Source organism: Spirosoma koreense (assembly GCF_054777875.1).
Genome location: NZ_BAAHAC010000005.1, coordinates 109,915 through 127,394 on the forward strand (window position 1 = coordinate 109,915; position 17,480 = coordinate 127,394).

At 50.2% G+C, this 17,480-nt stretch carries 15 protein-coding genes and 1 pseudogene; 10 read left to right on the forward strand and 6 right to left on the reverse strand.

All coding sequences use genetic code 11. The features are described from left to right. Nucleotides 1-517 precede the first annotated feature (517 nt). The 6 genes from ACYVC2_RS06315 to ACYVC2_RS06340 all read left to right on the forward strand — a co-directional run bounded on the left by ACYVC2_RS06315 (nucleotide 518) and on the right by ACYVC2_RS06340 (nucleotide 6,542). Nucleotides 518-844 (forward strand): ArsR/SmtB family transcription factor, encoded by a 327-nt coding sequence (locus tag ACYVC2_RS06315; protein WP_461101457.1) that lies wholly within the window; start codon nucleotides 518-520, stop codon nucleotides 842-844. A gap of 47 nt (nucleotides 845-891) precedes the next feature. Beyond that, complete coding sequence (locus ACYVC2_RS06320) at nucleotides 892-3,435, forward strand: YbcC family protein (protein WP_461101458.1); 2,544 nt, start codon at nucleotides 892-894, stop codon at nucleotides 3,433-3,435. Nucleotides 3,436-3,439: 4 nt separating this feature from the next. Beyond that, the gene (locus ACYVC2_RS06325; protein WP_461101459.1) at nucleotides 3,440-5,302 is read left to right on the forward strand and encodes a proton-conducting transporter transmembrane domain-containing protein; all 1,863 of its coding nucleotides are present in this window, start codon (nucleotides 3,440-3,442) and stop codon (nucleotides 5,300-5,302) included. Nucleotides 5,303-5,377: 75 nt separating this feature from the next. After that, nucleotides 5,378-5,623 carry a hypothetical protein gene (locus ACYVC2_RS06330; protein ID WP_461101460.1) on the forward strand — a complete coding sequence of 82 codons (246 nt, stop codon included), beginning with the start codon at nucleotides 5,378-5,380 and terminating at the stop codon, nucleotides 5,621-5,623. A gap of 83 nt (nucleotides 5,624-5,706) precedes the next feature. Then, nucleotides 5,707-5,889, forward strand: a complete 183-nt coding sequence (locus ACYVC2_RS06335; protein WP_461101461.1) for a hypothetical protein — start codon at nucleotides 5,707-5,709, stop codon at nucleotides 5,887-5,889. Between the two features lie 380 nt (nucleotides 5,890-6,269). After that, nucleotides 6,270-6,542, forward strand: coding sequence for a hypothetical protein (locus ACYVC2_RS06340; protein WP_461101462.1), 273 nt, complete (start codon nucleotides 6,270-6,272; stop codon nucleotides 6,540-6,542). A gap of 321 nt (nucleotides 6,543-6,863) precedes the next feature. Here ACYVC2_RS06340 and ACYVC2_RS06345 read toward each other — a convergent pair whose 3' ends face one another. Beyond that, complete coding sequence (locus tag ACYVC2_RS06345) at nucleotides 6,864-7,355, reverse strand: DUF983 domain-containing protein (protein WP_461101463.1); 492 nt, start codon at nucleotides 7,353-7,355, stop codon at nucleotides 6,864-6,866. A gap of 437 nt (nucleotides 7,356-7,792) precedes the next feature. Between ACYVC2_RS06345 and ACYVC2_RS06350 the strand changes: the two genes are divergently transcribed. Both ACYVC2_RS06350 and ACYVC2_RS06355 read left to right on the forward strand, forming a co-directional pair. Further along, complete coding sequence (locus ACYVC2_RS06350) at nucleotides 7,793-8,176, forward strand: J domain-containing protein (protein ID WP_461101464.1); 384 nt, start codon at nucleotides 7,793-7,795, stop codon at nucleotides 8,174-8,176. Nucleotides 8,177-8,280: 104 nt separating this feature from the next. Then, nucleotides 8,281-10,128 (forward strand): MutS-related protein, encoded by a 1,848-nt coding sequence (locus tag ACYVC2_RS06355; RefSeq protein WP_461101465.1) that lies wholly within the window; start codon nucleotides 8,281-8,283, stop codon nucleotides 10,126-10,128. A 91-nt stretch (nucleotides 10,129-10,219) separates the two neighbouring features. On the opposite strand, the pseudogene ACYVC2_RS06360 reads toward ACYVC2_RS06355, so the two are convergent. Beyond that, a pseudogene (locus ACYVC2_RS06360) lies at nucleotides 10,220-11,185 on the reverse strand (aldo/keto reductase). Nucleotides 11,186-11,274: 89 nt separating this feature from the next. On the opposite strand from ACYVC2_RS06360, the gene ACYVC2_RS06365 reads away from it, so the two are divergent. Then, complete coding sequence (locus ACYVC2_RS06365) at nucleotides 11,275-11,640, forward strand: winged helix-turn-helix transcriptional regulator (RefSeq protein WP_461101466.1); 366 nt, start codon at nucleotides 11,275-11,277, stop codon at nucleotides 11,638-11,640. A 181-nt stretch (nucleotides 11,641-11,821) separates the two neighbouring features. On the opposite strand, the gene ACYVC2_RS06370 is transcribed toward ACYVC2_RS06365, so the two are convergent. From ACYVC2_RS06370 to kaiC, 4 genes are read right to left on the reverse strand one after another with little or no spacing between them, the layout of a single operon-like run. Next, nucleotides 11,822-13,102 carry a sensor histidine kinase gene (locus ACYVC2_RS06370; RefSeq protein WP_461101467.1) on the reverse strand — a complete coding sequence of 427 codons (1,281 nt, stop codon included), beginning with the start codon at nucleotides 13,100-13,102 and terminating at the stop codon, nucleotides 11,822-11,824. Next, nucleotides 13,102-13,419: a circadian clock KaiB family protein gene (locus ACYVC2_RS06375; protein WP_461101468.1), complete on the reverse strand. Its 318-nt coding sequence runs from the start codon at nucleotides 13,417-13,419 to the stop codon at nucleotides 13,102-13,104. The genes ACYVC2_RS06370 and ACYVC2_RS06375 overlap by 1 nt, the downstream gene beginning before the upstream one ends. Before the next feature lies 1 nt (nucleotide 13,420). Continuing rightward, nucleotides 13,421-13,714, reverse strand: a complete 294-nt coding sequence (locus ACYVC2_RS06380) for a circadian clock KaiB family protein (RefSeq protein ID WP_461101469.1) — start codon at nucleotides 13,712-13,714, stop codon at nucleotides 13,421-13,423. Nucleotides 13,715-13,743: 29 nt separating this feature from the next. Further along, on the reverse strand, nucleotides 13,744-15,456 hold the full coding sequence (kaiC, locus tag ACYVC2_RS06385; protein WP_461101470.1) for a circadian clock protein KaiC: 1,713 nt from the start codon (nucleotides 15,454-15,456) through the stop codon (nucleotides 13,744-13,746). Between the two features lie 672 nt (nucleotides 15,457-16,128). On the opposite strand from kaiC, the gene ACYVC2_RS06390 reads away from it, so the two are divergent. Then, nucleotides 16,129-17,442, forward strand: a complete 1,314-nt coding sequence (locus ACYVC2_RS06390; protein WP_461101471.1) for a sensor histidine kinase — start codon at nucleotides 16,129-16,131, stop codon at nucleotides 17,440-17,442. The last annotated feature ends 38 nt before the right edge of the window (nucleotides 17,443-17,480 follow it).

The following is a 17,480-nucleotide window of genomic DNA, read 5'->3' on the forward strand; positions in this document are numbered from 1 at the left end:
GATCGGGCCCGCAACGGCGGGCGGTCCGCGCCGACGACGATAAAGCCTTCATGTATCTGGCTTGTCAACTAACGGGTTTACCTGTGAAGCAATTCCCTACGTTGCCGGTGGCAACAGAATGGTAATCTGCATAAATTATCCATTTTTTAGGTGAGAGACCCAGGCCGGTACTACTGGCTTTACGTATAAAACTACCGGTGTTTATGGCAGCCTGGTGGTTGAAGAGGGCACATTGGTTTTTTCACTTACCAGCGGCCAGGCGGTCGTTAAAGGGCGGTATTTATTAGTCTGGAAAAGGGTGAACGGGGGGCTGAAAATATGTCGGGATACGTTAGCTGCTGCTGGTAAATACCCTTGAAGATGACCTACAATTGATAGATTTATACCAATTGTACCGGTAATTTCTCCTGCTCATTTTTATCGCCCGAAAGCCCTGCTCATTTATTCGCTCTCATATGATGACGTATATCTAACTTTTTCTACTATATTTGAATATTATAATATAATAAATTCAATTATGGATAGTCCACTGCATCGCTATAAAGCCGAGTTTTTTAAGACCCTCGGACACCCCCTCCGTTTAGCCATATTGGACGCCCTACGCGCGGGGGCCTTATCGGTTACCGAACTACAAACGGTCACTGGTGCGGATCAATCCATGCTCTCCCAGCATTTAGCCCGGCTTCGAACGATGAATTTTGTTACCGCCCGCCGGGAGGGAACAACCATCTTCTATCAGGTGCATGATCAGGATATCTATCAATTTCTGGATCTGGCCCGCCAGATTTATGGTCGTCAATTAAAGCGTTCAGAAGACATTTTGACCGAGTTGAATCAGGCTTAACTCTCCGGTGCATACCCATTCAAAAGAATTTTTAACGCATTGAACCCATGAATGGACAAGCTGTTTCCCCAAAAAATCAATCCCCTATTCCGGGAGGAACATCTCATCCAGTGTTTTCCGAACAGACCGTCCTGCACGAGTTAAAGTACTACCTGCCTGCGCAGGCTCCTCTGAAAGACTTTATTCACCATAATCCCTTACATGGTTTTCAACACCAGCCCTTTGAACGGGCTATTCAGCAGGCGGCTGAATTAGTGGGCTACCGCGTTTTATTTTCCCTGGAAGAGTTTCGCGCCCTATATGCCGCTGGGCGAGTGTCGGAAACTTTACTGGATGCCGTATTAATTGAACGAAAAGGGGTTCATCACCAGGCCGTCTGGAAGTTTAACCTGCTCCGAAAAACGTATCCTGTCCTGGCTTCCCCTCGAATTGGGCGGTTACGGGAGGGGTGGGAATTGCACTACCAACTGGATCTTGATGCGTTGGTTCACCCAATTCTGTTTCGATTACTGGGCAGCTTTCTGGATCAGGGAATTGCGGTGTCGGCTTTCCCGTATCGGCATCTGGAGTTTCTGTCGGCTGTCCGGGCTATGGAGCAGAGTAGTCTGGTCAGTCTATTTCGGTCAAAACGAGTTCGCCGTCTTTTCCACTCGAAGGCGTACGCCATCCCTGATTTGCTTACCCTACTGGTTGGTCAGGAATCGCTCTATAAACAATACCTCTTTGATCAGCAGCTGGCCCACCCCGGCTGGTCGGGTATGGTAGCGGTGATTGAGGATCAGCCTCAGTCGTTGCTGGACCCCAGACGTATTTCCCTACAGGAAGTTATTACGCTGGAGCTGTTGCTCGAAATAGATGCGTTAGATACCCGATTCGGCGAACATTGGCAACCATTAGGCCATTATAACGTAAGCCCATCCATTGACCTGTTTGCCCCCACTGTTCCGACAGAGCAGTGGGAAGTGCTTTGTCTTTGGCAGCAGGCCTATGAGTGGAGTTATTACGATCAGGTATTGGCCGGGCTTCAGGTGGGGGCTGCCGAACCGGTTTTACCGACCAAAAGCTTCCAGGGGATTTTCTGCCTGGATGATCGGGAATGTTCGCTGCGACGCTACCTGGAAACGATGGACTCCGCCTGTGAAACCTTTGGCACGCCGGGGTTCTTCAACGTTGACTTTTTCTTTCAACCCCAGGGAGCCAAGGCCTACACGAAACTTTGCCCCGCTTCGGTTACGCCCCGTCACTTGATTAAAGAACTGGAAGAGGCCGGGAGCTGGCTAAAAAGCATTCATTTCAACAAATCGTCCCTAACCTTACTACGAGGGATTGTCATCAGCCAGACCGTAGGATTTTGGTCGGCCCTCCGACTTTTATTGACGGTAGTTCGGCCGGCAATGGGCCCAGGAATGGCCTCCTCCTATCAGCATATGCAACCGGGGTCCTGTCTGACGGTGGAGCAAACCTACCTGTGCCAGGAGAATGGCTTGCAGGTTGGCTTTAACCTCGACGAAATGGCCGAACGGGTAGAAGGTTTACTAACCAGCATTGGCCTGGTCGGCGAGTTTGCCCCGATTGTGTACGTGATTGGCCACGGAGCCAGCAGCGTGAATAATCCGTATTATGCTGCCTATGATTGTGGAGCCTGTTCGGGGCGACCCGGATCGGTTAATGCGCGGGTCATCTGCCAGATGGCGAATCATCCGGGCGTGCGCGACCGACTACGGCGCAAAGGCATCGTCATCCCTGCTGAAACGCAGTTTTTGAGTGGTCTTCATGACACCACCCGCGATGATATCTGCTTTTACGACGAAGTGTTGTTATCGCCCGCTAATCAGCAACGCCATCAGCAACATATAGCTTTATTCAGGCAGGTACTGGATCAGAATGCGAAAGAACGATCCCGGCGTTTCGAGTCCATCGATAGCCACCTGAGTGCCACCGCGATTCATGCCAAAATTCGCCGACGATCCGTATCGTTATTCGAGCCTCGTCCCGAACTCAATCATGCCACCAACGCCGTCTGTCTGATTGGGCAGCGCAGCCTGTCCCGGAATTTATTTTTAGACCGCCGATCCTTTCTCAATTCCTACGATTATCGGCTTGACCCAACAGGGCAACTATTAGCCCGTGTCGTGCAGGCGGCTACGCCGGTGTGTGGCGGTATTAACCTGGAATATTTCTTTTCGCGGGTCGATACCCAGAAACTGGGGGCCGGTAGTAAGCTGCCCCATAACGTGGTGGGCCTGATTGGTGTGACCAATGGCTTTGATGGTGACTTGCGGCCTGGTTTGCCAACCCAAATGACGGAAGTCCATGACCCGATTCGGCTGCTGATGGTCATTGAACAGACGCCCGATGTCGTCCTGAAGGCGATTCGACAGTCGCCCCAGACCTATGAGTGGTTTCTGAACGAGTGGGTTCATCTGGTTGTCGTTCATCCGCACACGAGGGCGCTTAGCCGGTTTAAATCGGGTACGTTCCGGGCCTATCATCCCTGCCAGAAACAGGTGGAGACGATTGCCGACCTTCCCGCGTCGGTAGCTTCCGATCCGACCAATTTCCCCGTGTATCGGCTCGCTGAAAACTTTTGAATCAATGGAACAGCTACTGCCTCTTTTTGTCATCATTCCCTTCCTCGGCCTCTTCGTAGGGGTCTGGATAGCCCATTCGAATGAATCCACCATTGCCTGGACGGCCATAACCACCCTTGGTCTTCATTTGGCCGTTGTGATAGCCTTTGTAGCTTACTGGATGTTTCGAGGCCATCCGACGCTCACCCTAACCAGCCTCGAACTGGTTGCCACGAACGATTATCGCTTCGTTCTGGATTTTTACTTTGACCGGCTTACGGCAGTCTACCTGTTGGTGGGTGCCTTACTGATCCTATTGGTGGTGATCTATAGTCGGTATTATTTACACCGTGAGCGAGGGTATAAACGCTTCTTTTTTACGACGCTTTTCTTTTATCTGGGCTACGTCCTGATTGTGGTGGCCGGAAATCTGGAAACGATGTTTATAGGCTGGGAATTGATTGGGCTCTCGTCGTTTCTGCTGATTGCTTTTTACCGGGGCCGCCACTTACCCGTCCAAAATGCGCTAAAAGTATTTTCGGTGTATCGGCTGGCCGATGTAGGGCTATTGCTGGCAATGTGGATGAGCCACCATCTGTGGCAGGAGACGATTACGTTTGCCGGGCTGACTGATTATGAGCGGGTGCATGACCAGCTTCAGGCTCATAGCTGGCTTGGTTTGTTTGTTGCCGGCATGATTCTGTTGGCCGCTATGACCAAATCGGCTCAGTTTCCATTTTCGGCCTGGCTTCCCAGAGCCATGGAGGGCCCAACCCCGTCGAGCGCTATCTTTTATGGATCGCTGTCGGTGCATATCGGCGTTTTTCTGCTCCTGCGAATGGCACCGTTGTGGGAGCAACAACAACCTATTCGACTTTTAATGGGGGGAATCGGCGTAGCGACCAGCCTGATGGGGACTGGAATAGCCCAGGTTCAGGCCTCCATTAAGAGTCAAATTGCGTATGCCTCTATTGCTCAGATTGGGATTATGTTTCTGGAAATAGCCCTGGGTTTTCCTACCCTGGCCCTGATTCATTTTGCGGGGCATGCGTTTCTGAGGACGTATCAGTTGCTGGTATCGCCGTCTATTGTCAGTTATTTGATCCGGGAGCAAGTCTATAATCCTGTTCCGTTGGCTTCCTCCAGCGTGTGGCCCAGGCGCCTGAGGGATACCTGGTATGTACTGAGCTTGCAGGAATGGAACCTGAGTGCCCTAACGTACCAACTGCCGCATCGACTAATCAACTGGCTGGGTCAGCACCTTTCATTCTTGTCCCCAAACCGGGTCATGGCTCTGGGTCTACCGCTCTATAGCATCGGTTTACTGGGCGCTTACCACCAGGAGAGTCTCCCATATTCTCTAAAACATTACTTAGCTATCTTTTTCGCACTGATTGGGTTCCTGTTCGTCGTACGTTCCTTCACCAAGCGGAAAAACGTATGGTTGAGCTGGTTGTTGGTGGTGATGAATCCTCTCTGGATTGCCCTGGCCGTAGCCTATAATGAGTCATTTGCCTTTAGCCAGGTTCATCTATATCTGAGTGGGGTTGTGGTGGCTGGCCTGGCGGGATATGGTTGTCTCCATTGGCTCGATTCCCGGAGGGGTAGCCTCCAACTGAGTCAGTATTCCGGTTATGCGTATCCCTATCCCAGGCTGGCTTTCGGCTTTTTACTGTGCTGTCTGGGGGTAGCTGGCTTCCCCATTACCCCAACCTTTGTGGGAGAAGATTTACTGTTTAGCCACATCCATCCTCATCAGGCGACGCTGGCTATTTTGGTTACCCTCAGCTTTATTCTGAACGGCCTTTCGACGATTCGCCTGTATGCCAGGATTTTTTTAGGCCCCTGGCCTGATACTCCCTATGGTACGGCCAACCGTTCCTCATGATGGGCTTTTAGTCAACTGGCCGCCATCCAACTTTATTACTGATGCCCATCTATTTCATTAACGGCAACATTACCTATGAAAACCATTTATCTGCGACTTACCAATCAGGTTCTAGCCCAAGGGATTGTTCGTTCGACAGCCCTCCAGCCCACGGCTGATCTTCGGCAGGATCTGGCCTATGGCCCCGCCGACATTAGTGAACTGGCCAGTTTAATGGAGCGTGAATTGAATGTGTCTATCCCTGCCGAGGACTACGCTCGATTTACGACGCTCTATGAATCATGCAGATACCTGAAGGAACGGCTCCAAACAACTTGCTAACAGACCATCCGTTTGCTATTGCCCTGATCGGCATTCATTCTGTTAGTACTCACTATTTTTTCCAGACTAATTTTTTTGATCGTATGAGTCACCCCATCTACACTGAAATTCCCGATACGTCCGACTTAACCTATTGGGAGATCAAATTACAAGACAGTCAGCTGCGTTGCATCACGTTTGTGCCCCGCGATAAGGAGTTACATCAACAGCTAAAGCGAAAAGCATGGGTGGCTAAGACGGCCCACGCCCGGAATCGGAAACACTAAGTTGTGGAGGAGGTAGGTTAAGGTTGCTCTTTGGTACTTCCAACCTCACCGGAACTTATCCAATACCCTGTTTATGAGGATACAGCCTTGGACTTTACCGCACAACATGCGCCTTCCAGGCGGCCCTTTTACATGGCGAATGCAAACGATCGCAGGGCGCATCGTGAATTATTTATGTTTCGGCAAAACGGATCGCGGTGCCGAATTTGATGGTCGGCACAAGCCGCTCTGCGCCACTGCGGTCCGTTTTTTAGCTTTATCCCAATAGGACAGGCCAATTTGTAAAGTTGGGTAGTATGGTGAGCGGTTGCGTTTTTGGTGGTGGGTAAACTCAAAGGCGTTTTAGCTTAAGTAGTCATGTATACAAGCACTGATCAACGATGAAAACGACTTCCTTTTTCCTTGACCTACGTTCCTTTTTATTAGGTGCTCTGACGCTACTCGGCGTTGGGCTGCTTACCAATTTTGCGCCTGCCCGGGAGCACCCAGCCGCACAAGCCATAAACGAGAGTCGACGCTACCAAGCCGTTACGGGCGCGCAGGGTTCGATCATCCTCGATACGCAAACCGGCCAGTATATCCTGGTCTATGGTCCCGGAAAAGGACTGCGGACTAAGTTTGATTTTAATGAAATGGAACCGAAGGCCAGATAACGTTTTAGAGGGATCATTCACTCGACATGGCCTATTAACCGATGCTTACCAGTAACGCTAGGTTCAGTCGGCTTAAATCTCTGGGCAAAGTGGCGGTTGCTGTCGCTTTCATATTGGGTATTCGAGCGCTCATAAAAGCGAGCCCAGGAGTCGCTTGCACGAAAAACCCGGACTACGTCACGGGGTAAGGCTCCTGGCGAGAGGCCGGAAGAAAAAGAGTTATCTGCGTAGGGACCAGATTACGTACCCTGTGGTTGATGATGCTACCGTAGTCAAGTGGAGGCCGTAAGTTGACTCAACCGTGTACCGGTATAGCCCCTGTCAGGAACAATGAGTCGGCTTATGGGCATCATAGCGAATAAAGAAGTTTATCCAGGTTAACCTGGCCAGCCGGAAAACGACCGGTGTCAAGCCGATGATCAAGCTGATCAATAGCGTTAAAAAATAAGTCAAATCCCATTCCAGGACTAGTTCTAAGATCACAAAGCAGCTCACAATCAGAGCCGTATAATAAGCGTAACTTACGTACAGCGCGCCCGTGTAATAGCCTGGCTCACGCTCAAAGCGTTCGTCACAACAGTTACAGTGGGGATTCATCTGAGCAAACCGCTTGAGGTTATAGGGGTTGTTGACGGCAAAGAAGTTACCCCTCTGGCAACGGGGGCATTTATTGAACAGGATGCTATATAGTTTGGTACCTTTTCCCATTGTATTGATTGGATTGCGGAGTGCATTTTCTTCGCCAGTCCAGATGCCTCGAGCCAACCACGCCAGTGAGACCAGGAGGCAGACGAATCTGCCCTGATTACCCATAAGAAGGGTACTTTGTTTGGATGAGTTAGGCTACTTCTTCATGTTGGCGTAGGTATGCCGGCTATTTTGCCCTTGCGGAAGCGAATTGTCAGCCTGGACCGTAGCAAACGCTACGCATTGGGTGATCGACAGAGAGGCCCTGAAACAAATTGCTCGCGAATTAACTGCCTCAAAAACAGTCATATATAAGCTATCTCCGCTAATCAGGGTTGACATAGACGCTTCAGTTCAAAACCAAGTCGGCACAACCTGTAATTATTGTGCCTGGATCGGTTGAGTGATTGATTTTCGGCTCACCCATATTTCTTACTGTTTATTCTTTTCCTTCTTCCGCCCGAATGGGCGCCAGTGGTAGGAGTCTTTCAGTTCAGCGCACCAGCGGTAGTTCCTGCATATAATAAGGGCATAGACTCGAGTAAGAAAACAACCTGTCTGAATTGCTCGAACCGATTGCGCATGGCAAGGAGAAGAGGGGAGTCTTGCTCATTGCTATGCTCGACCGGCTGACGCGCCAGGTGACTCTGTACATTAAGAGAGTTGGGCGTCGGGTTTGTCTGCGCCCATATGCCCGAAGCCAATACACTCACTATCGGCGTAACGGCGACCCGCTGGCCAGTGTCAGTCCGGACACCGTTTTAGAAACGATTGACTCTGCTTATCGAAAGAAGCGGCCAGTCTATCATCCGGATAAAAGAGGTAGTAGTCAGGAGTTAGAAAAGCTTCAGGCTGCTTATCATCCGGTACAAGCTAAGCGCCTGGTAGTTGTGCTTTGGGTAGTGTTTTGTGAGCTGCTTACGAATGCGCACTTTCCTGTAAACTAAAACGAAACAACTATCTTGACGGCTTGATGGAAAGAGACTCTTACTGAAATGCCCCTTATCCCTTAACTAAATTTCGGGTCGGAATGCTTAGCTATCAACAGAGAATGCAGCACTATGAGCTCACGATTGCTCAACTCGATAAAAGCTTGCAGCGGCTTTCTATTCTTCGATTAACGATTTTTCTTGGTGCTGCCGGCCTTATCTTGCTGCTGGCCAATGAGCATTTCCTTCGCCTGCTGCTGTTAGTAGTCCCCTTAAGTATGCTAACTTTTGGTCTGATTTACAACCGGTATAAGCGTACGGTCCAGCAACGCCAGCACCTTACCTACTTACAGCATATCAATCAGCAGGAACTTGATCGGCTCGATAACAAACTAACGGATTTGCCTACTGGACAAGCCTTTATGGATCAGCAACATGCCTATCTGGCCGATTTGGACATTTTTGGCCCTCATTCGCTTTTCCAATTACTGAATCGAACAACTACTGAATCCGCAACGAGGCAACTAGCCCAATGGCTGGCTCAGCCTGCTGCCAAAGAAACAATTCTGGAGCGTCAGCAAGCCATTCAGGAATTGATCCCGAAACTAGACTGGCGACAGGAGTTTCAGGCGTCGGGCATGCCCTTTACCAATGTCCGAAATAAGTATGACCAACTGCTGAGTTGGGTCGAAAAGCCCGTGCAGTTGTTACCCCGTCAACGTGCGTATGTGCTGCTGGGTATCGGCCTGGCTTGTTTAGCCATTAGCGCTGCCACCCTTTTTATTCGCCATTTGATTCAATTTGCTTATCTGGGAGGTTCTTTTTCCATTGGCTATTTGCTTCCATTGATACTCGCCCTGCTGATTAACCGATTGATCTTAAGACGAGTCAGGCCCCTGGCGGAAGACATTACGGAGAGCCTGCGTCACCATGTCAAAACCTTGGGAGGCTACCACGCCCTCATCGATCGAATTGAATCAGAGGTATTTACTTCTCCCGTTCTCCAACGGCTACAAGCAAGTTTTCGCCAGGACCACTATTCTGCCGGGAAAGAAATTAATCAGTTGAAGACCATACTGGAGGTGTTTCAGCAGCGAGGCACGCAAAAAGCCTCCATTGGCGGCAATGATTTTTACCGCCTTTTCAACAATTTCTTTTTAGTTGATATCTATTGGATACTGCTAACGGAAAACTGGAAAGATAAGAATCGATTCAAGCTGGAAAACTGGGTCTGGTCCGTCAGTGAATTCGAGGTGTTGAGTAGTGTGGCTGGTTTTGCTTATTCCAATCCAGGTTTTGTGTTCCCTCAAATTAGGGAAGAGCCCTATTGGATCGATTTTACTGGTCTGGGTCACCCCTTGATCCATTCCGACAAGCGCGTTTACAATGACTTTGCCTTAACGGGACGCGGAGCCATCGTCATGATAACCGGATCCAACATGGCGGGCAAAAGCACCTTCCTGCGAACCCTGGGTATCAATCTGGTTTTAGCCTTGATGGGAGCTCCCTGTTGTAGCAGTAGTGGGCAGGTGTCTGCTCTGCAGTTGTTTACCAGTATGCGTACCCAGGATAATTTAGCTGAAGGGGTTTCTTCGTTTTATGCGGAGTTGAAGCGGATCGGGCAACTGCTGACCTTGCTTGTAAGCGGTCAGGTGGTCTTGTTTCTATTGGATGAAATGTTCAAGGGTACCAATTCGCAGGACCGTTACAAAGGGGGCGTGTCTTTAATCAGGCAGTTGGCGGATCTGAATGCTTTTGGGCTAATTTCTACCCATGATCTGTCGTTAGCCAAAGTGGCCAGTAGTTACCTGGCAGTCGTCAATTACAGCTTCAATAGTGAACTGGGCGGGGGGAGAATGCTTTTCGATTATAAACTCACCCCGGGTTTATGTCGAGATTTCAATGCAAGCGAATTAATGAAGACGAGTGGCATCAACATTTTATCGGATCTGGAAGACTTGCCCCTATAGGCCTGTCTATTCACCTATGGATGAATAGACAGGTGCCAGATTATATTTCAGCGTTTCAGGAGATTATATACGTTCAGCCGCCAAGCCCTTACTAGTTCTTTTGCACGCTAGCCAGCAGGTCGTGAGGATAGCCCAGTTGAATAGCACTCAACTCATCCAAAACCTGTAACTGGTCCGCTGATAAGCCAATAGCGGCCGCCCGCAAGCTGCTCTCCAGATGCGCCAGTGTGCGCGCCCCAATGATCGGAAAAACGCCCTTGTGCAAACCCCAAGCCAGCGCCAGCTGCTCCGGCGTAGCGTTGAGCTCACTGGCCATCAGTTCCAGTTGATCCAATATTGCCTTTGCGCGCTCATCTTCCTGGTAAGTGTCCGCCGAAGACAGTGTCAGTCAACCCAATGCTCCTTGCCGATATTTTCCCGTTAGTAAGCCGCCAGCCAACGGAGAATAGCCCATCTTACCCAAACCGAAGTGCTCCGCCATTGGGATCAGCTCCCGTTCAGCTGACCGTTGCATCAGGCTGTATTCGTATTGGATAGCCGTCAGCGGTATAGAAGCAGCGATCATCGCTGCTTTCCAGGCCGGAAAGTTGGCCAAACCCACGTACAAAATTTTACCAGCGGATACCAGATCTTCCAGCCCTCGAACCATTTCCTCTAACGGGGTGACCCCATCATTAAAATGGGGCATATACAGATTGATATACTCCGTCTTCAGACGTCTCAAGCTGCCCCCAATGGCCTGACGCATCGCTTTACGGTGATTACCCGCATTGGCCAGCGAGGGATTCGCCTGACTGCTTCGGGTATACTTAGTACAGATAATAAAATCGTGTCGGTTGTGCTCGGTAAAGCGACCAATCGTTTCTTCCGATTCGCCAAACTGATACTGGTCAGCGACATCGATAAAATTGCCACCTGCATCGGCATAAGCCGACAAAATATGAAGGGCTTCCTGGGCCGCCGTGCCATACCCTCGGCGGTCTCCTAACTGCGAGCCACCCAGAATAAGCGCACTGGCTGGTAATCCAGTTTGGGTTCCAAATAGTTTGTAGTTCATCCTGCAAAAGAAGCCTTAAGTCAAATCGAGTCAAGTAGGGCTGAATTTAGCCGTAGCCAATAGCGTCTGTGAGGGTGTATCTTTGTGGGATGTACGAGCGAAAATTACCCCTCGAGCTGGACTGTGGTCTGCACCTGTTTATGGAAGTGATGAATGGGAAGTGGAAGCTTAGCCTCATTTGGAGCATCCATTCGGGCATCCGGCGCCCTGGTGCCTTGCATCGTAAATTATCCCGAGCGTCGCGCCGATTGTTAGATACCCAATTGAGCCAGTTGGTCGAGCAGGGGATTCTCTCCAAAATTAGCTTTGATCAAAAGCCACTGAAGGTGGAATATCGACTCACCGCCTTAGGTGAAACCTTGATACCTGTAATTGAACTGACCGCGCAGTGGGGTGAGGCCCATCGGGATATACTGGAACCGCTCTTCACCAAGGAGCGGTCAGCATCGGCCTAATTGAGCCTTTCTTTTACGCCCTGCTCACTGTTTCTGGCGCTATGGTGCTGGCAAATGCCAGTTTACGCTGCACCTCTCAGAGCCTGCTGCGAAAAAGCTGAAGGAACGAATAGTCGATTATACCGGGGTTGATTTATTTGTAATCCGCTTTACCCGGCAGAGCCTGGCCGGAAAGAGTAAGTCACACAGGAAAGTACACGCTGAAAGTAGCGCCCTGCCCTGGCTGGCTGGTGGCCGTAATCGCTCCGCCGTGGTCAGCGGCTACCTTTTCACAAATGGCCAGGCCGATGCCCGTACCTGCGTATTCGCTCTTGCCATAGAGCCGTTGAAACACCTGAAAAATTCGATGCAGGTACTTCTCATCGAACCCTACGCCGTTATCGGTTACGTTGATTCGATGGTAGCTTTCAGTCAGTCGCGTTGGTTTAACCACAAGCGGTAGCTGCACCCCCGGAATTTCCTGATAGCCGACCCGAATAACGGGGGGCAGGCTTTTTTGCCGGAATTTAAGGGCATTACTGAGCAGATTCTGAAACAGCTGGTCTAGCTGAGCCGCATCCCCCGAAATAGTGGGTAACGGCTCAACGTGAATGACCGCTTCTGTTTCGGCGATAATGAGTTCCAGGGTAGTCAATGCCCGGTCTACTACCTCATTAAGCGCTACAGGTTGAGTCGTGCTGCGATGGCTCGAGATACGTGAATAGTCGAGGAGATCTTTAATCAGGGTCGACATACGGCTGGCTGCCGACTGCATGCGATCCAGGTACGCTAATTCCTCGTCGGGCATCGCTGCGAAGCGGTTTTTCAGCAGACTGCCAAATTGCTGGATCTTGCGCAGGGGTTCCTGCAAATCATGGCTGGCCACATAAGCAAACCGCTGAAGGTTATCATTCGAACGGTTGAGCGCTTCATTGGCTAACGCTAAAGCCTCATTACTACTCTTTAGTTGAGCCTGCGTTTGTTTCTGGACGGTCAGATCGGTGATGATCAGACTTAAACAGTTGCCCTCGTCGAGTACTAAAGGAGTAGCCGATAACAAACAAATCAGCGCCTGATCGGGCTGACCGATAGCTATTTCTGCCTTGCCCGAAGCCTGCCAGCTTTGCGCAAAAAACTCGGCATAAGCCGACTCATAGCCAGGAATGATGTAGTGGTCGAATCCAGACCCGACAACGCTCGGCAGGGGCTGGCCGACCATGGAAGCAAAGGTAGAATTACTGTAAAGAATAAGCCCCTGTTCATCGAGCGTCACGGCTCCCTCGTGCATCGTCTCGATAAAAACACGGTAAGTTTGATCGGCGGTTTTTAAGGTATACAGTTCATGCCCATGCTCACCTTCAACCACCAGCGCATCCACCTGCCCGGTTCGGATTGCCAGAATCGTTTCCGTCGTCTCCTCTAAACGCAAGCGTAATTGCTCATTTTCGGCAACTAACTGGTCATATGTTTTAGGTGGATTCATCAACCGGGTATACCTAATCCTTTTACTACCTTGTCCGTATCGGAGAGATCGCCAATGAACCGGCGCTCCGGCCAGGGGGCTTTTTTGATGAGTAAGGGCAGGGCGATCAGTTGCGCCGACTCGGCCAGGGACTTCTGCTGATAAACGTCAATTATTTCCAGGGAATACTGGCCCGGAAGATAAGTTTCGCAAATGCGTTTGATGTTGGTAATAGCCCGGACCGAATGAATCGACGCCCCTGTTGTAAATAAACAGAGTTCATAAAACTGACTTTCACCAGTCTGATTTTCATCCACACGCGCTACTGGCTGACTCATCTTATTTCTTCGCCGAGCGAATGTCTAAACCTACCAGAACCTTTTCTTCATTCGATAGATCGCCAATTATTTTGCGAATAGGTTCGGGTACCTTCTTAACCAGGGTTGGCACGGCTAAAATCTGATCGCCAGCCGCCAGTTGAGGTTGCACTAATAAATCAATTACCTCAATAACGTACTTTCCTGGCAAATGTTCTTCACAATATTTTTTTAGGTTACTCAGAGCCGTTACCGATTTTGTCGTCTTGCCGGCCACATATAGGCGTAATTCCCAGAGGTCTTCTTGTTCGTTCATCAATGGAATAGAGGGTAAATAATCCGCGGTTATTGACCAGTGTGTCGGTTGCGAATCAGCTGTTCCCGATTGCGCTCTATTATTTCTTTGCGAAGTTCTTCCTCAACGAAGGTCTTGTTCAATTCATCCTGCACAGATTCGAATTCTTCTTGCAAACTGGCAATCCGGGATTCGAGCACCGTCCGCTTGCGCTCGATTTCTTTGTCTTTCTGTGTGATCGCATGATCCCGGAGGGCCACTCCCGTTACCTCCTGCAGTTGCTGCGCTTCACGCGCCGAGCCGGTCAATACGCCGTCGGACCCCAGATATACATCGATCAGATCCATCCCGCTATCGGTAATGACGAACTCCCGCACCTGGTTGGAGTGCTTCATGCCCCTCGATTTCATAACATACAGCCCCCGGTTTCGCTCCCCGTTCGATTCGATATCCCGCACTAAAATCCAGGCATCGACCAGCGACGAAACCCCTTCGTCGGTTTGTTCGGTGACTATGGAATTCAACGATAGTGCCGTAAAATACACGGTGATCTGCTCGGCCTGTAAGAAGTCAATCAGTCGAATCAGCATCGACCGAACCTCACTCAGCGTGCCAATCGTAACCAGATTCGTGATGGGGTCGAGCACGACAATATCCGGCTTGAATTCATCGACAAACTTATGAATGGCTACTAGATGCATTTCCAGCCCATTGAGCGTTGGCCGGGAAGCTTTGAACTTGAGCAGTCCTTTATTCACATACGTCTGTAAATCGATCCCAATGGACTGCATGTTTCGGCAAATCTGCTGGGGCGATTCTTCGAAGGCTAAATAAAGTGCGCGTTCGCCCCGCTGACAGGCTGCCTGAACGAAGCTGGCCGCCATACTGGTTTTGCCCGTACCGGCCGTTCCCGATACCAGAATACTACTTCCTTTAAAAAAGCCTTTGCCACCCAGCATCTTATCCAAAGACGGAATGCCCGATGAAATTCGATCGTCGGAAACGGGGTGATCCAGCGTCAATGAGGTAATGGGCAATACCGAGATTCCGTCTTCGTCGATCAGGAACGGATACTCGTTGGTGCCATGCATCGACCCCCGGTATTTCACAATGCGCAACAACCGGGTTGAAATCTGATGATCGACCCGGTGTTCGAGCAGAATAACACAATCGGATACATATTCTTCCAGCCCGTGTCGGGTCAGGCTGCCATTGCCGCGTTCACCCGTGATGATGGTAGTTACCCCCTTTTCTTTCAGCCAGGTAAAAAGCCGCCGGAGCTCACTCCGCAGAATACTTTCATTGGTTAAGTTGGAGAACAGGTTTTCGATTGTATCCAGCACGACCCGTTTGGCGCCAATGCTATCGATAGCGTAGCCTAAACGAATAAATAACCCGTCCAGATCATACTCACCGGTTTCTTCGATCTCGCTGCGGTCAATATGGACATGGTCGATTTTTAGAAGCTGTTCGTTCTGCAGTTTTTCCAGATCGAAACCCAGCGACGCTACGTTTGCCGCCAACTCGTTTGCTTTCTCTTCGAAAGCCATAAACACGCCCGGTTCTTTGAACTCAGTGGCACCCCGAACGATAAATTCAATCGAGAATAAGGTTTTGCCACAGCCCGCCCCTCCGCAGATGAGCGTGGGCCGCCCTTTGGGTAAGCCCCCATTCGTTATTTCATCTAGACCTTCGATGCCAGTGGGAGCTTTGGGAAGGGAGGGGAGAGGCTGGATCGCACTCTGGTTACTTAATGAATTCATCAATGAATCAAGGAGGAAACCGCGAACTATAATCTATCTATTTCATTGTAAACATACCAAAAATTGGCATCCTCAAAATGTTGATTAAAATTAAGTTTAGTAACTTAAATAAGGAAGAATATGATTGAATTATGTCATATTTTTTACCTGTCAGCATAAACTCTTCAAAATCGTACAATCGTTTTTCCGTAAGCAAGTATCCCCCAACTTCTCAAAAACAGCCAGATCTATCTATCAGTACGGAAGACGAAAGCCACTTGTGCCTGAGTATGGCCTAAAAGCGAGGAATATAGCTCCTGCGGGTAAGCCCCCTTTCTGATCTATATATGACTGGCCAATAGCTTGATTTGTTTAGCCGCCCGATGCTCGCTGGCATGCATTCAGGAAAAAGGGACCGTTTTCTAACGTATATCGATCTTTTTGTTTTACAAATTAGTGCCGCTGCCGGAACACCATTGGTGCTTACTTATCATTCCTGACGGCCTCTCAGAAGCCGACAACACGCTTCGTTACTTCAGGAAACTACTTACGCCAATCTCAGATTTATCAAACCTTATTTCCTGATGACCGTTGATTCTTATAAAAGCCGTGAGCACGTTCTGAAAGGCGCCCGTACGGCTTTGAGAAAACGTTATTATTCATTCAGTACATTGATCATCACTCACTTAGTGTATGGAAACTGAGCCTACTCATGGTTTTTCCCTAACTATCGACAAATTAGTTTCTTTTCTGTTCAGCCGCCGGGAGACACTGTTGAATACCTGGCGGACAGTCTGCGAAGCCGACCCGGCGCTAAGTAAAGTCGGAGTGTTAAGCCGGGAAGAGTTTAATAACCTGCTTCCAATCATCCTCGATATTCTGGAACAGCGACTGCAGGGCAAAAAAGAAGAAACCGACCCGGCCGTAGCCGCCGAATCGCATGGCTTACACCGCTGGCAGAAGTCTATGAATCTGCCCGATTTGGTCAAAGAAATCAGCCACCTGGGCGTGGTCTTGTTCGAGGAGGTGAAGCTGTTTCGGTCACTACAGCCAGACTCAAACGCCGATGAGATTCTGAAAGCACAGCAACAGATCCTGGTGCTTATCAATGAGACCATCCGGGGGAGTATTACCAAACACGATGAGTTACAACGGCTTGAAGCAGCCAACCGGGTAGAAAGCCTGCAGCAGGCCTTGCAGGAAATGGAAGAACTGTCTCGCCAGCGCGCCGAATTGCTCCGGACCTCTTCGCACGATCTGCGCTCCGGGTTAGGTATCATCAGCGGGGCGGCCCAGGTGCTTAATACCGACGAACTGGGTCAGGAAGAGCGCCAGCAATTCGCCGAGATGTTAAACCGGAACATAACCAACGTTCGTGGCCTTCTGACGGGCTTGATCGATCTGTCCCGGCTGGAAGCCTCGCTGGAGTCGGTGCAAATGGAAGAAGTCGATGCGGCTCAGCTCTTAATCGAATTAGTAGCCAGCACCCAGCCGATGGCCAAAGAGCGGGGGTTGTTTCTGCGGGCCGACGGACCGCCCACTTTACGGGTAAAAACTGACCGGGTGAAAATTCACCGAATTGCGCAGAACCTACTGGTCAATGCGCTGAAATATACGACCTCCACCACCGACAAGCCGGGTATCGTATCGGTATCCTGGTCGTCGGAAAACGATTGGCGGTGGGGGTTCAGTGTGCAGGATTCAGGCCCCGGCCTACCGGCTGGCCTGCTGGAACTGTTTCATCAGCAACTCAAACCTGTCGTCGAAGAAACCAGCGTACTGTCGCCCGACGAAGGCCAGCCGATAGCGGCCCGGCCCAACTCACAACATGAAATTCCGGAGGGTCCCGCCTTAGCCAGTTTCTCGCCGGGCCCCAGTGGCGAAGGAGTCGGGCTGCAGATCGTCAAACGGCTTTGTGAACTGGTTGGAGCGAGTTTGGAGGTGGAAAGTATTGCTGGTCGGGGCACACTCGTACGCGTTCGCCTGTTGCAGCATCCATCGGCTTAACCCCCAATCCAGAAACCAGTCTATTCGGCCAGCTGACA